This window comes from Pseudomonas sp. A-B-19 (assembly GCF_019947515.1).
In the GTDB taxonomy this organism is placed as follows: Bacteria; Pseudomonadota; Gammaproteobacteria; order Pseudomonadales; family Pseudomonadaceae; genus Aquipseudomonas.
In genome coordinates, this window is record NZ_JAGYGN010000023.1 from 1 (window position 1) to 13,767 (window position 13,767).

At 58.1% G+C, this 13,767-nt stretch carries 12 protein-coding genes; 5 read left to right on the top strand and 7 right to left on the bottom strand.

Annotated features, from left to right (window positions below):
- Positions 1-286: 286 nt before the first annotated feature.
- A complete protein-coding gene (locus tag KGA81_RS22230; RefSeq protein WP_108214899.1) occupies positions 287-721 on the bottom strand; it encodes a YhcB family protein in 435 nt (144 codons plus the stop codon).
- 144 nt (positions 722-865) lie between these two features.
- On the opposite strand from KGA81_RS22230, the gene KGA81_RS22235 reads away from it, so the two are divergent.
- From KGA81_RS22235 to zapE, 3 genes are all read left to right on the top strand, one after another.
- Positions 866-1,495, top strand: coding sequence for an alpha/beta hydrolase (locus KGA81_RS22235; protein WP_223548511.1), 630 nt, complete (start codon positions 866-868; stop codon positions 1,493-1,495).
- Positions 1,496-1,519: 24 nt separating this feature from the next.
- Complete coding sequence (locus KGA81_RS22240; RefSeq protein WP_223548513.1) at positions 1,520-2,875, top strand: tryptophan--tRNA ligase; 1,356 nt, start codon at positions 1,520-1,522, stop codon at positions 2,873-2,875.
- A gap of 90 nt (positions 2,876-2,965) precedes the next feature.
- A complete protein-coding gene (gene zapE, locus KGA81_RS22245) occupies positions 2,966-4,060 on the top strand; it encodes a cell division protein ZapE (RefSeq protein WP_223548515.1) in 1,095 nt (364 codons plus the stop codon).
- A gap of 90 nt (positions 4,061-4,150) precedes the next feature.
- On the opposite strand, the gene KGA81_RS22250 is transcribed toward zapE, so the two are convergent.
- From KGA81_RS22250 to KGA81_RS22270, 5 genes are all read right to left on the bottom strand, one after another.
- Positions 4,151-5,134, bottom strand: coding sequence for an asparaginase (locus tag KGA81_RS22250; RefSeq protein ID WP_223548517.1), 984 nt, complete (start codon positions 5,132-5,134; stop codon positions 4,151-4,153).
- A gap of 77 nt (positions 5,135-5,211) precedes the next feature.
- Complete coding sequence (locus tag KGA81_RS22255; protein ID WP_223548519.1) at positions 5,212-6,405, bottom strand: hypothetical protein; 1,194 nt, start codon at positions 6,403-6,405, stop codon at positions 5,212-5,214.
- Between the two features lie 16 nt (positions 6,406-6,421).
- Positions 6,422-7,309, bottom strand: coding sequence for a nitrilase family protein (locus tag KGA81_RS22260; RefSeq protein WP_223548521.1), 888 nt, complete (start codon positions 7,307-7,309; stop codon positions 6,422-6,424).
- A gap of 208 nt (positions 7,310-7,517) precedes the next feature.
- Positions 7,518-9,464, bottom strand: coding sequence for a flavin monoamine oxidase family protein (locus KGA81_RS22265; protein ID WP_223548523.1), 1,947 nt, complete (start codon positions 9,462-9,464; stop codon positions 7,518-7,520).
- A gap of 205 nt (positions 9,465-9,669) precedes the next feature.
- Positions 9,670-10,590, bottom strand: coding sequence for a GlxA family transcriptional regulator (locus KGA81_RS22270; RefSeq protein ID WP_223548650.1), 921 nt, complete (start codon positions 10,588-10,590; stop codon positions 9,670-9,672).
- 221 nt (positions 10,591-10,811) lie between these two features.
- On the opposite strand from KGA81_RS22270, the gene KGA81_RS22275 reads away from it, so the two are divergent.
- The gene (locus tag KGA81_RS22275; RefSeq protein ID WP_223548526.1) at positions 10,812-11,948 is read left to right on the top strand and encodes an acyl-CoA dehydrogenase family protein; all 1,137 of its coding nucleotides are present in this window, start codon (positions 10,812-10,814) and stop codon (positions 11,946-11,948) included.
- A gap of 103 nt (positions 11,949-12,051) precedes the next feature.
- Here the strand turns inward: KGA81_RS22275 and KGA81_RS22280 are convergent, their stop codons facing one another.
- A complete protein-coding gene (locus KGA81_RS22280) occupies positions 12,052-13,092 on the bottom strand; it encodes an NADP(H)-dependent aldo-keto reductase (RefSeq protein WP_223548528.1) in 1,041 nt (346 codons plus the stop codon).
- A gap of 245 nt (positions 13,093-13,337) precedes the next feature.
- Between KGA81_RS22280 and rplM the strand changes: the two genes are divergently transcribed.
- Positions 13,338-13,766 carry a 50S ribosomal protein L13 gene (rplM, locus tag KGA81_RS22285; RefSeq protein WP_007917032.1) on the top strand — a complete coding sequence of 143 codons (429 nt, stop codon included), beginning with the start codon at positions 13,338-13,340 and terminating at the stop codon, positions 13,764-13,766.
- Position 13,767 lies beyond the last annotated feature (1 nt).

A 13,767-nucleotide genomic window follows, 5' to 3' on the forward strand; every position in this document is an offset into this window, starting at 1 on the left:
GACTGTGGACGCCGCAGGACTTCGCCTCAGCCCCTTGCTGAGCTGTTCAACCGCCGGATGCGGAAAACCGCACGTCCGGTGGTGTGGGAGGGGTAACGGGCGCAAGCCCGTTGCCTCCACCCAATCAAGGATCGATGCCGTACACAAAATCTGTATTCAAAGCATGACCCTGTAGGAGCGGGCTTGCCCGCGAAGAGGCCAGTGTGGGCACTAGAGATACAGGATCAGAAATAAAAAAAAGCCCCCGGACAATCACTTGTCCGGGGGCTTTTGCCTGCGGGCCCGCTTACTTCTTCAGGCCATAATGCTCATCGAGCATGCCCGGCGAGTTCGGGGCTTTCGGTGCATAGTCGCGAGGTGGCTCCTGATTGCGCGGTGGCGTCAGGCGTTCCCGTGGAGCCTGCGCTGCATCGGCATGCAGGGAGGCCAGCAGGCGTTGGCGAGTCTGTTCGTCCAGGGCCAGGCGATTGGCGCCCTCGGCGAGATGGTCCTGTACTTCCTGATAGCTCTGAGTCAGTTTCTTGACCAGTGTCGCGGTGCTGTTGAAGTGGGTCACCACCTCGTTCTGATAACTGTCGAAACGTTCCTGAATATCGTCCAGCTGACGCTGCGTGCGGTTAGGCGCGGCATTCGGCGCAAGGCGAGCGATCAGAAACCCAATGGCGACACCCACAACCAGGGCAAGAGTCGGTAACAACCAAACTAAGAGCGAGTGTTCCACGAGTCCTTCCTCTATAAACGGCTTTGCTTTACGTTAACGGCTCGAACCTGCGCTGTATACCGCGATTCACTCGCAAAAGACAGGCACAGACATTTTGCTAGACGAGTCGACCTGATCCGAGGTCACGGAGTTCCTTCCTTGCTGATGCGTGAAACCCCCGTAGTGATTGATGGCCCGGTTGGGCAACTGGAAGCCCTGTATCTTGATAATGAAGATCCGCGCGGCATAGCACTGATCTGTCATCCGAATCCGGTGCAGGGCGGCACCATGCTCAACAAAGTGGTTTCGACCCTGCAGCGCACCGCGCGTGATGCCGGTTTGATTACTTTGCGTTTCAACTACCGTGGAGTCGGCGCCAGCGAAGGCACCCACGACATGGGTTGCGGTGAAGTCGATGATGCCCAGGCTGCGGCCGAGTGGTTTCGCGCCAGGCACCCGGCATTGCCGCTGACCCTGTTCGGTTTCTCCTTCGGCGGTTTTGTTGCAGCAAGTCTCGGCGGGCGCCTCGAGGCCAGGGGCGAGCAGCTCAAGCACCTGTTCATGGTTGCGCCGGCAGTCATGCGCCTCGGCGATCAGGATCAACTGCCGCAACACGGCGAACTGACCTTGATTCAGCCGGAAACCGACGAAGTGATCGATCCACAAGTCGTTTACCAATGGTCCGACAAGCTCGAACGTCCCCATGAGCTACTGAAAGTGGCAGAATGCGGACACTTTTTTCATGGCAAGCTGACCGATCTCAAGGATCTGATCCTGCCGCGTCTCTCGAATTGATTGCAGTCTGACAAGCGATTACCCATGACGACTCGTACCCGTATCCTCACCGGCATCACCACCACCGGCACGCCGCACCTGGGCAACTATGCTGGCGCCATCCGCCCGGCGATCGTCGCCAGCCGTGACAGCAATGCCGATTCGTTCTACTTCCTGGCCGACTACCACGCCCTGATCAAGTGCGATGACCCGCTGCGCATCCAGCGCTCGCGTCTGGAAATCGCGGCGACCTGGCTGGCCGGTGGCCTGGATGTCGACCGCGTGACCTTCTACCGCCAGTCCGACATCCCGGAAATCCCCGAACTGACCTGGTTGCTGACCTGCGTTGCGGCCAAGGGCTTGCTCAATCGCGCCCACGCCTACAAGGCTTCGGTGGACAAGAACGTCGAGACCGGCGAAGACCCGGATGCCGGTATCACCATGGGCCTGTACAGCTACCCGGTGCTGATGGCCGCGGACATCCTGATGTTCAACGCGCACAAGGTGCCGGTCGGTCGTGACCAGATCCAGCACGTGGAAATGGCGCGGGACATCGGTCAGCGCTTCAACCACCTGTTTGGCCAGGGCAAGGAATTCTTCACCATGCCCGAGGCGTTGATCGAAGAGAGCGTCGCCACGTTGCCGGGCCTGGATGGCCGCAAGATGTCGAAGAGCTACGACAACACCATTCCGTTGTTCAGCAGTGCCAAAGAAATGAAGGACGCGATTTCGCGGATCGTCACCGACTCCCGCGCGCCGGGCGAAGCCAAGGATCCGGACAATTCGCACCTGTTCACCTTGTTCCAGGCGTTCGCTACCCCGGCGCAGTCCGACGAGTTCCGTAGCGAACTGTTGCAGGGCCTGGGTTGGGGCGAGGCGAAAAATCGTCTGTTCCAGCTGCTGGACAACGAACTGGGTGAGTCCCGCGAGCGTTATAACCTGTTGATCGAGCGCCCGGCGGATCTGGAAGACATCCTGCAACACGGCGCGAAAAAGGCCCGCGCGGTGGCAACTCCGTTCCTCAACGAACTGCGTGAAGCGGTGGGCCTGCGTTCATTCGTTGCCCAGACGCAAGTGGCGGCGACCACCAGGAAGAAAGCTGCAAAAGCTGCACGTTTTGTCAGCTTCCGCGAAGACGACGGCAGTTTCCGCTTCCGTCTGCTGGCCGCCGATGGCGAGCAATTGCTGTTGTCGCGCAACTTCACCGACGGCAAGACCGCAGGTCAAGTGACCAAGCAACTGCAAGCGGGCCAACCACTGGACGTACGCAGTGAAGCGCTGAGCTTCAGTGTATGGCTGGAGGGCGAGTGCGTTGCCGACAGCCCGACCTTCGCCGACAGCACCGCACGCGACGCGGCCATCGAGGCCTTGCGCATTGCCCTGACGCCGATTCAGGAATAATCAACGGCTCGGCCCGACCAAGGGCCGATTGCCATTCCTGCGGGCCGTCGCTACAGTGTCGGCCCGTTTTTGTTGCCTTGCTAACGAATTATGACGCCCCTAGAACGATATCAAGCTGATCTGAAACGCCCGGAATTCTTCCATGATGCCGCGCAGGAAACCGCCGTGCGTCATTTGCAGCGCCTGTACGACGACCTGGTCGCGGCCGAGCAAAACAAGCCGGGCCTGCTGGGCAAGTTGTTTGGCAAGAAGGATCAGACCCCGGTCAAGGGCCTGTATTTCTGGGGCGGCGTAGGTCGCGGCAAGACTTACCTGGTGGACACCTTCTTCGAAGCGCTGCCCTTCAAGGAAAAGTCCCGTACGCACTTCCACCGCTTCATGAAGCGCGTGCACGAAGAGATGAAGACCCTGGGCGGCGAGAAAAACCCGCTGACCATCATCGCCAAGCGTTTCGCCACCGAAGCCCGGGTGATCTGCTTCGATGAATTCTTCGTATCCGACATCACCGACGCCATGATCCTCGGCACCCTGATGGAAGAACTGTTCAAGAACGGCGTGACCCTGGTCGCGACTTCGAACATCGTGCCGGACGGCCTGTACAAGGACGGCCTGCAACGCGCGCGCTTCCTGCCGGCCATTGCGCTGATCAAGCAGAATACCGAGATCGTCAACGTCGACAGCGGCGTCGACTATCGACTGCGTCACCTGGAACAAGCCGAACTGTTCCACTATCCGCTCGACGCAGCCGCCAACGAAAGCCTGCGCAAGAGCTTCCGTGCGCTGACACCGGAATGCACGGCAGCGGTCGAAAATGACGTGCTGATGATCGAAAATCGTGAAATTCGCGCCCTGCGCACCTGCGATGACGTGGCCTGGTTCAACTTCCGCGAACTGTGCGACGGCCCGCGCAGCCAGAACGACTACATCGAGCTGGGCAAGATCTTCCACGCCGTGTTGCTCAGCGATGTCGAGCAGATGAGCGTCACCACCGACGACATCGCCCGACGCTTTATCAACATGGTCGACGAGTTCTACGACCGCAACGTGAAGCTGATCATTTCTGCCGAAGTCGAGCTCAAGGAGCTGTACACCGGCGGTCGCCTGAATTTCGAATTCCAGCGAACCCTGAGTCGTCTGCTGGAAATGCAATCCCACGAATTCCTGGCCCGGGCGCACAAGCCGTAAGTCAGTTCGGGAAATGAAAGAGGCCTGCACATGCAGGCCTTTTTTGTCCGCGCAATTCCTCCGCCCACAGGTTTGTACATTGTTTTGAAGTCAAATGTCTTCGTTGAGATACTGCGCAAGCTCGTGCTGTCGTTGGCAACCAAGCAGCAGCCAAAGCAGAATTCTGGCTTTTCGCGGACATAGAAAACCCGCCATCGATGCCCCCTTGCGAATCAAGTCCATTTCACCACCGCCAAAACCGTAAGAGGCACGTGCGGTGGAGCCGGAGCCGGTTCGGGTCGCAATGATCACGGGGATTCGTTCGGCGATATGCTCAATCATTGTCGCCCAGCGCTGCGAGATGTGGCCGGCGCCGAAACCGCCGATCACCAGCCCGTCGTAATCGAGTGCGAGAATATTTTCCAGCAGCAGGGTGTCGGCCGAAAGTGAGGCCTCAAGCAGCGCAACCTTCTGTGTGGTTTGTTGCGGCAGCGGTAACACCGTGCGTGGCCCTGGCGGGCGCAGGTAGCGAACACGGTCTTCCAACAGTAGGCCCGCGGGCCCCACGACCGGAGAGGAAAACGCCTGCAATGCCAGCGAATCGATTTTGCGTACGCTGCACGCTTGATGAATCTGTCCGTTCATCACGACCTGAACACCGCGCTGCCGGCTGTTCTGCGCCAAGGCAACGCGACATGCATCCAGCATATTGGCTGGTCCATCGGCACCTGGCTGCGCTGCGGAACGCATGGCACCGGTCAGCACCAAGGGGGTGTCGTAGGGCCACAGGTAATCCAAAAACACCGCGGCTTCTTCGAGAGTGTCGGTGCCCTGGGTTATCACGACCCCAGCGGCGCCCTGTTCGACCTGAAACTCAGCCCAGGACAATACGTTCAGCAAAAACTCGAAATCCAGGGAGGCACTGGGCAGCAGGCCGAGGGTCTCGACGGTGACTGCGGCCAGTGTCTTCAGTTCCGGTATGGAAGTCAGCAGGGCTTCGCCACTGACGGTCGGGATGACGCCTTCACCGGCATTGTTCGCTTGCATGCTTACCGTGCCGCCAAGTGCCGCGATGGACAGTTTGGGCAGGTCCATGGGATACCTCGCTTGTTTGTAATGAAAAGTGGCTGTATCCGCTTTTGAGGCCGCGATACAGCCGAATGGCTGGGGCATTAATCAGCGATCAGAAAACCGATCAGCGGTACGATCAGCAGTGTGCTGATGGCCATCGACAGTACATTGGCGATGTAGGCGTGCATGTCGGCCGGTAATTTCCTGGCAATCACGCAGGCAAGCGGTGGTGCGAGCAGTGCCCCCAGCAGTGCACTTGAGACGATAATCTGCCAGCTGCCGCCATAGGCCAGGATCGCCGCGGGCACCACTGAAACCAGCGGGATGTAAGTGGGATACCAGCCGCACAGCATCCATTGTTTACGCCAGATCAGCACGCCGATGGCCGAGGCCAATGCCTGCGCGCCGATGATGTGTAGCAACAGGCCCGATCCGTACGCGGGGCTTGAAGGGTTCAAGCTGTATGCCAGCAATGCCCCCAGTATCAGGCCAAGGCTGGCCAGCTCATTACCGAAGAACGGTGCTTCGGAAAAGTCCGCGAGAATCCGCCGCAGGCTCCAGATGACGCCATAGTCGGGCGCCTTGGCGGTGGCAATCGAGGCGGGTGGCGTTTGCGATGACCTGGATTTCACCAGGTTCGGCCAGTAGCGGCAAAACAGAAACGCCAGGACACTGGCAACCGCCATGCCCAGCACATTGCCGATCACCGCAGGCAAGGCCAGCGGTTGGCACACGTAGTTGACGATCAGCAGGCACATGGGCGTGACGAGTACCGCGCCCATGAGTGCGCCGTTGATCGTGACCTTCCAGCCTCCGCCAAACATCAGCACCATCGCCGCTGGCAGCGAGACGAATGCAACGAATGTGGGTTGCCAGGTTGTGGCTGTCACCGTCCAGCCCCACAGCAGATTGCTCAGCAGCAGCCCGAGCAACGAACTGGTGGCCAGCCAGGGCCAAAGTCCCGTTCCATAGGAGATGGCAAACCCTTGCCAGGATTTCCCCGTTCGATTCGCCCAGTAAGCCAGATAAGCGCCCGCCAGCAGGCCGATCGAGGCGAACTCGTGCTTGTAGAAAGCCACCTCGCTTATGTCGCCTAACACCCAACGCAACCAGGCACTCGGTTCGGGTAGCAGCGCTACCATGTCGCCGTACCCGGGCCAATGCGCTCCCCAGAAAGTCCGGTTGCTGAAAGAAAGCCAGACGATCAGCAGTGTCGCGCCGATCATTAGCAGGACGACGGCTGTATCAATCGGTGATTTGTGCGATTGTTGGTTTTTGTCGGTTGTAACTTCCATGGGATAGGCCTCCTGATCAACGTGGGAGGCAAGGGTGTTGGGTGTAGCCGAGCATCTGATCGTAAAGATCGGCTCGGCGATCGCGATGCAGATCGTTCAGGTTGTTCCAGATGGGCGCACTGCGGGAGCTGGTCAGGTCAACATCGGCAAACAGGATTTCCTGCCTGTTTGCCGAAGCCACGGCGCCAATCGGCCAGCCGTTGGTTCCGGCAATCAATGAGCAACCCAGGTAGCGCGCGCCGCGCTCCTCTCCAATCCGGCTGGCGGCAGCGATAAACACGTTGTTGACGTGAGCGGCGGTCATCGTCAGATACGACGCCATGCACTTACCGGCATCGTCGAACAGCGGCGGCGGTGTCCAGACCCAGTTGTTCAGGCTGCAAATGATGTCTGCGCCTTGCTGGGCGAGGATCCGTGGCACCTCCGGAAACCAGATGTCCCAGCAGATCAATAGCCCGATGCGGCCGATCGGTGTGTCGAAAACCGGGAAACCCAAGTCGCCGGGGGTGAACCAGAGCTTCTCCAGATTCCACAGATGGGCTTTGCGGTATTTGCCGATAAATCCGTCTGGTCCCACCAGAACGCCGGTGTTGAAGAGTCGCATGCCGTCGCGTTCGGCCAGGCCGGCCACGAGGTAAACGTTGTGTTCGCGGGCGAAGTCGATCCAGCGCTGCACGCTTGGCCCGTCGGGAACCGCTTCGGCATGGGCGAAGGCATCCTGTCGATTGCTGAAGAAATAGCCGGTATTGGAAAGCTCGGGCAGAACGATGAGATTCGCACCGCCGTTTACCGCTTCAAGCGCCAATTCCAGGCTACGACGCAGATTACCTACACATTTCTCGATGCCGACTTGTGGATCGAATTGCACGACTGCAACACGAACAGGGCTTGTTGGCTCAGTCATTCCGTTGTTCCTCTTTTTATTGTTTTTCAAACTGTTAAATTGCGTATGTATAAGAGGGGAGTCAGGAATGAGGTGTAAGTCAGCTAATTCGGTTTAGGTCGTAGTCCTTTTCCGAAAGTGGATCAGAGTGATGTTTGGTGGCAGTGGGCAGCCGACGCGAGAGGTAGAGCCATGTATTGCGTGCATGGCTCTGGAGCGGGGGATGTGATCAGATCTTGACTTGGTAGTGCGGGTAGTCGCTCAAGGAAAATCCGCCATTGAAGGTCGCGGCGGTTTTGTTGCAGATATGAATCACTGCATCGACAGCACCGCGAAAACATGGCTCCGTCCAACCTGCATCGACGGAAAATGACTCGCCGGACAAATACAAGCCTGATACATGAGCAAGGTCCCGGTTGTACTTCATCAGGCCGACGGCGTCGTAGTAGGTGCCCGGTCGGTAAAGCTTGGCACAGCCCAGAGCATTTTTATCAGTGATCCAACGCTGAACCACCGCTTGATCAATGCTGATGTAGGGAGAGATTCTTTCCTGGACGTTGGCAGAATTCATGAGTATGCGATCCAGCTCTTCGGCGCATTTTGATACCAGCTCTTTATCGCTGAGTGAGGCGAGCTTGGTTGCGTCATCTTCCCAGGTATAACTCAGCAGGATGCAGTCATAGCTGTAATTGTCGTTGTAGCGGTAGGTATAGACATCGTGGATAAAACTGTCGGTAACGATGGCTTGCGGGATGTTTTTGTTTTTCGAGAGAAATGATTTTTTCAGCGGTGCAAACACTTTGCAGCTAGTTTCCCAGTGTGCGGTTTTGTAGGCGTTAATCGTCTCGAAAGGCAGCATCTCCCGGGTGAAATTTTCGAGCTTGATTCGAGTTTCAATCAGCCAGGAGGGCAGTGTCATGATGACCGAGTCAAAGTCATCAAATTGCTCCTGGATTCGCTCGGGTTGACTGTGTTTCCCGTTGTAATAGACGCGTATTTTTTGATTGGTCAGCTTTTCCAGTTTCGTGACGGATGAGTCGGTGAGAAGCCCATTGCTTCTTTCGAGGCAATGTTCGTAGAAGGACTTTCCGGTTTCGTCGGTTTTCACAAACAGCAGGCATTCGTCCAGCGCGGCGAGGCCGATGTAGCGGGGCCTGTCGAAACTCTGCCCCATTGAGTCAAAAACGGCTTCGCTATTCAGGTAGGGCGAATCCAGTGGATCACCGTTTGAGTCCACTCGACCATGGATCAGTTGCAATTGGCTGCTGAAACCGAAAATCGCGGTACGCAGAGGGTAGAGGCAGCAGACGTCGTAAAAAGCTCCCCAGCTACCGTCACCTATACCTATCGCGTAAAAAATTGCGGACTCTTGCGCAGACATTCCCATTCCGCCGAAATCCCCGGGTGAGCGGTCATCCCAAGCTTCCAGCGCTGGCATGCTGACCAGGTCGCGGAACGAGACACTCTCGTATTTTTCAACGATAGAAGCCCAAATGGCTTCCCATCCCTGGCTCGCATAGAGCTCGGCAACGTGGCGGGTCATGCGATCGGCAAAGGCTTTCCACTTGGAATAAACCTTTTGCAATTCATCGCTGGGAGGCGGTGTGACGCCGTCTTCGTTTTTCCAGATCAACATTTGCGGCGCCGATCCACCGCCCATGCTGCCCTCCCGGAGATAGATGCCTGTCGAGTTAACCCATTGGCTACCGGGGTTGGCGAAGTCTGAAAACGCCAATTCAAATTGATTGGCGTAGTAAGCCATCAGCGACCGACCTTCTGTCGGTGGCTCATCCGCCCGGTTGAAAAAGGGCATGCGCATGGCGCCCATTTCAAACGGTGTATGGCTTGCTGTCGAGTTTCGGCTACCGGGAACAGTCAGATGCCTGCCGCCGATGCGTCTGGATTGTTCGATGAGGGTGATATGGGTAAAGCCGCAGCGATAGAGTTCTCTGGCGGCGGTCAGACCAGTGACGCCGGCGCCGATGATGCAGATTTTATGATGCGGGTCTGTTGCCCTGGCGATGCCGTTTTCCTGTTCTACCAGTGCACGATAGTCAAAGCACAAATCCGGCGGATTGGGAAAGCGAGCCGTCCATTTGTTTTTAGCCGATCGCTTTGTTCGGGCGGCCTCCTTGGCGATGTATGAAGGGTAGTTGTAGCTTGATCCGATAGTCATGGTTGCTCTTCCCTGATGGTGTTTGCAGGGAAGATGTTGAAGTTTTTAAGGGGCTGCGTCTGTGGGCAGGGTTGGGTTCTCTGGCGCTCTGTATTCCGCTTTTTTCGTAGGAAAATGCACAGCGAAAGAACTGCGTGGCCGGCGCAGGATTCAATGTGGAAGCGAGCAGGCTCGCTCCCACATGGGATTTGTTTGAGGCCTGGGCCTACGCAGCCTGCTGAAACTGCTGCCGATACTGATTCGGCGACAGTTCGGTGTGCTGGCGGAACAGCCGTGCGAAAAAGCTCGCATCGTCGTAGCCAACTTCATAGCTGATGGTCTTGATACTCTTGCGGCTGGCGGATAGCAGGCCCTTGGCGGTTTCGATGCGCAGGCGTTGCAGGTAATGCAGTGGCTTGTCGCCGGTGGCGGTCTGGAAGCGGCGCATGAAGTTGCGGATGCTCATGCCGTGTTCGCGGGCGACGTCTTCGAAGCGGAACTTGTCGGCGAAGTGTTCTTCGAGCCAGTGCTGGATCTGCAGGATGATCACGTCCTGGTGCAGCTTCTGCCCGCCGAATCCAATCCGGCCCGGTGAATAGCTGCGTTGCACCTCGTACAGAATGTCCCGGGCCACGGCCTGGGACACGTTGGCACCGCAGAAGCGCTCGATCAGGTAAATGTACAGGTCGCAGGCCGAGGTGGTGCCGCCGGCGCAGTACAGGTTGTCGGCGTCGGTCAGGTGCTTGTCCTGATTGAGCTGGACCTGGGGGAAGCGTTCGGCGAAGGCATTGAAGAAGCGCCAGTAGGTGGTCGCTTCCTTGCCATTGAGCAACCCGGCTTCGGCCAGCCAGAAAACACCGGTGGCCTCGCCGCACAGTACGGCGCCGCGCGCATGCTGCTGGCGCAACCAGGGCAGGACTTGCGGGTAACGTTTGCAAAGACTCTCGAAATCGTCCCAGAACGCGGGAAGAACGATGATGTCGGCGTTTTCCAGCCCGCCATCCACCGGAATCAGCACGTCGCTGAAGGTGTTGACCGGTTTGCCATCGGGGCTGACCAGGCGGGTTTCGAACGCCGGTGTCAGGCCCTGGCCCAGCTGTTTGCCGTAACGCAGGCTGGCGAGGTGGAAAAAATCCTTGGCTTGCATGAGGGTGGAAGCGAAAACCCGGTCGATGGCCAGGATGCTGACGCGCCGCAGGGGCGTGGAGGCTTGGTTAGACATAATTCAACTTTATTTTTATAGGGGGAAGTGGTCACCAGACGGCTGGATCGTCTTATTTTTTGTCGGATGTGTCCAGTGTCCTGTATCGGGAGCGAGGCTTAGGCTCTGAAGGTCAATTCCTTCTAATTACAAATAAAAGGTGTCGCATGATCCCCAGAACCCTGTTCAGTTCCGAGCACGAGCTTTTCCGCGACAGCGTGCGGACGTTCCTCGAAAAAGAGGCGGTGCCGTTCCATGGGCAATGGGAAAAACAAGGCTATATCGACCGCAATCTATGGAACAAGGCGGGGGAGGCGGGGATGCTGTGCTCGCACCTGCCGGAAGAGTACGGCGGCCTGGGGGCGGACTTTCTCTACAGCGCGGTGGTGATCGAAGAGGTGGGGCGACTTGGCCTGACCGGCATCGGCTTTTCCCTGCACTCGGACATCGTGGCGCCGTACATCCTGCATTACGGCAGTGAGGCGCTGAAGCATAAATACCTGCCGAAACTGGTGTCTGGCGAGATGGTTACCGCGATCGCCATGACCGAGCCGGGCGCCGGTTCCGATCTGCAAGGGGTGAAAACCACGGCCGTGCTCGATGGTGATGAATACGTGATCAACGGTTCCAAGACCTTTATCACTAACGGCTACCTGGCCGACCTGGTGATCGTCGTGGCCAAGACCGATCCGAAGGCCGGTGCGAAGGGCACCAGTCTGTTTCTGGTGGAGGCTGATACGCCGGGCTTTGACAAGGGCAAGCGCCTGGAAAAGGTCGGGATGAAAGCCCAGGACACCTCGGAGCTGTTTTTCCAGGACGTGCGTGTGCCCAAGGAAAATCTGCTGGGCCAGGCCGGGATGGGTTTTGCCTACCTGATGCAGGAGTTGCCTCAGGAGCGCCTTACCGTGGCCATTGGCGGGCTGGCATCGGCCGAAGCGGCGCTGCAATGGACGCTGGACTACACCCGCGAGCGCAAGGCATTCGGCAAGTCGATCGCGGATTTCCAGAATACCCGGTTCAAGCTGGCGGAGATGGCCACGGAAATCCAGATCGGCCGGGTCTTCGTCGACCGTTGCCTGGAGCTGCACCTGCAAGGCAAGCTTGATGTGCCGACGGCGGCGATGGCCAAGTACTGGGGCACCGACCTGCAATGCAAGGTGCTCGACGAATGCGTGCAGTTGCACGGTGGCTACGGGTTCATGTGGGAGTACCCGATCGCGCGGGCATGGGCGGATGCGCGGGTGCAGCGGATCTATGCCGGGACCAATGAAATCATGAAGGAAATCATCGCCAGATCATTGTAGGAGCGAGCTCGCTCGCGATGGTCGCCAACGATAACGTTGAAAACCTGACACCCAACGGTGTGCTCAGGTTTTTCGCGAGCAAGCTCGCTCCTGCAAGTGGGGGTTATGGAGCAGGATTCGGATGATCCTTGTGAATCGCCTCGATCCCTTCCAGTACTTCCTCCGACAGCTTCAAGTCGAAACTGGCAAGGTTGCTCTCCAGTTGCTCCATCGTGGTCGCGCCAATGATGTTGCTGGTCACGAATGGCTGTTGCGTCACGAACGCCAGGGCCATTTGCGCCGGGTCCAGGCCGTGCTCGCGAGCCAGCGCGACGTAACGGCTGCAGGCAGCTTGCGACTGCGGGTTGAAATAGCGGCTGAAGCGACTGTAGAGGCTCAGGCGACCTTTTGGCGGGCGGGCGCCACCTTCGTACTTGCCCGACAGGAAACCGAACGCCAGCGGCGAGTAGGCGAGCAGGCCGCATTGCTCGCGGATGGCGATTTCCGCCAGGCCGACTTCAAAGCTGCGGTTGAGCAGGTTGTACGGATTCTGGATCGACACCGCGCGCGGCCAGCCCCGGGCTTCGGCCAGGGCCAGGAAGCGCATGGTGCCCCACGGCGTCTCGTTGGACAGGCCGATATGGCGGATCTTGCCGGCGCGGACCTGCTCGTCCAGTGCTTCGAGAGTGTCCTCCAGCGGGGTCAGGTTGGCTTCGATCTTGTGCTTGTAGCCCAGCTGTCCGAAAAAGTTGGTGCTGCGCTCCGGCCAGTGCAGTTGGTACAGGTCGATGTAATCGGTCTGCAGTCGCTTAAGGCTGGCATCCACCGCTTCGGTGATGTGCTGGCGGTTGTGGCGCAGGTTTTTGTCACGGATGTAGTCGATGGTGTTGCCGGGGCCGGCGATCTTGCTGGCCAGGATCCAGTCGGTGCGGTCGCCGCGGCTCTTGAAGTAATTGCCGATGTAGCGTTCGGTGGTGGCGTAGGTTTCGGCCTTGGGTGGCACCGGGTACATCTCGGCGGTGTCGATGAAGTTGATCCCGGCACCCTTGGCTCGCTCAATCTGGGCGAAGGCGTCTGCCTCGCTGTTTTGCTCGCCCCAGGTCATGGTGCCGAGGCAGAGGGCACTCACATTCAGATTGGTTCGGCCTAGCTGGCGATAGTCCATCAGGTGCTCCTTGGGCAAAACAATCATAAAAGCAGGTTGAATTATTTTTCGCAATCTGCATAATTGCGCACCTCTTTCTGCAGTGGAAGTGATGCGCCGCCGCCGAAGAATCTTGCCGTTGAACGGACGCGCCGACCCGAGCCCCCGAAAGCGTCTGTATCCGGCTGCCTTTGACTTGTCAAAGTACGCACTATTCAGTAAGATCCGCCGTCTAATTTACAGGGCGGCCCCTGAGGCTATAAAGAATGAAAACTTTTACTGCTAAACCGGAAACAGTAAAGCGCGACTGGTTTGTCGTCGACGCTGCTGGTCAGACCCTGGGTCGTCTGGCCACCGAAATCGCGAGCCGTCTGCGTGGCAAGCACAAGCCTGAGTACACTCCTCACGTTGACACCGGCGACTACATCGTCGTAATCAACGCTGAGCAGATCCGTGTTACCGGTGCTAAAACCACTGACAAAATGTACTACTCCCACTCCGGTTTCCCGGGCGGCATCAAGTCGATCAACTTTGAAAAGCTGATCGCCAAGGCCCCTGAGCGCGTGATCGAGACCGCGGTCAAAGGCATGCTGCCTAAGAACCCGCTGGGTCGCGACATGTACCGTAAGCTGAAAGTCTATGCGGGCGCTGCACACCCACATACTGCTCAGCAGCCCCAAGAACTGAAGTTTTAAC

Coding starts and splice junctions, on each gene's coding strand:
- KGA81_RS22235 (WP_223548511.1), top strand. CDS start 866: ATGCGTGAAACCCCCGTAGTGATTGATGGCCCGGTTGGGCAACTGGAA.
- KGA81_RS22240 (WP_223548513.1), top strand. CDS start 1,520: ATGACGACTCGTACCCGTATCCTCACCGGCATCACCACCACCGGCACG.
- zapE (WP_223548515.1), top strand. CDS start 2,966: ATGACGCCCCTAGAACGATATCAAGCTGATCTGAAACGCCCGGAATTC.
- KGA81_RS22250 (WP_223548517.1), bottom strand. CDS start 5,134: ATGGACCTGCCCAAACTGTCCATCGCGGCACTTGGCGGCACGGTAAGC.
- KGA81_RS22255 (WP_223548519.1), bottom strand. CDS start 6,405: ATGGAAGTTACAACCGACAAAAACCAACAATCGCACAAATCACCGATT.
- KGA81_RS22260 (WP_223548521.1), bottom strand. CDS start 7,309: ATGACTGAGCCAACAAGCCCTGTTCGTGTTGCAGTCGTGCAATTCGAT.
- KGA81_RS22265 (WP_223548523.1), bottom strand. CDS start 9,464: ATGACTATCGGATCAAGCTACAACTACCCTTCATACATCGCCAAGGAG.
- KGA81_RS22270 (WP_223548650.1), bottom strand. CDS start 10,590: ATGCAAGCCAAGGATTTTTTCCACCTCGCCAGCCTGCGTTACGGCAAA.
- KGA81_RS22275 (WP_223548526.1), top strand. CDS start 10,812: ATGATCCCCAGAACCCTGTTCAGTTCCGAGCACGAGCTTTTCCGCGAC.
- KGA81_RS22280 (WP_223548528.1), bottom strand. CDS start 13,092: ATGGACTATCGCCAGCTAGGCCGAACCAATCTGAATGTGAGTGCCCTC.
- rplM (WP_007917032.1), top strand. CDS start 13,338: ATGAAAACTTTTACTGCTAAACCGGAAACAGTAAAGCGCGACTGGTTT.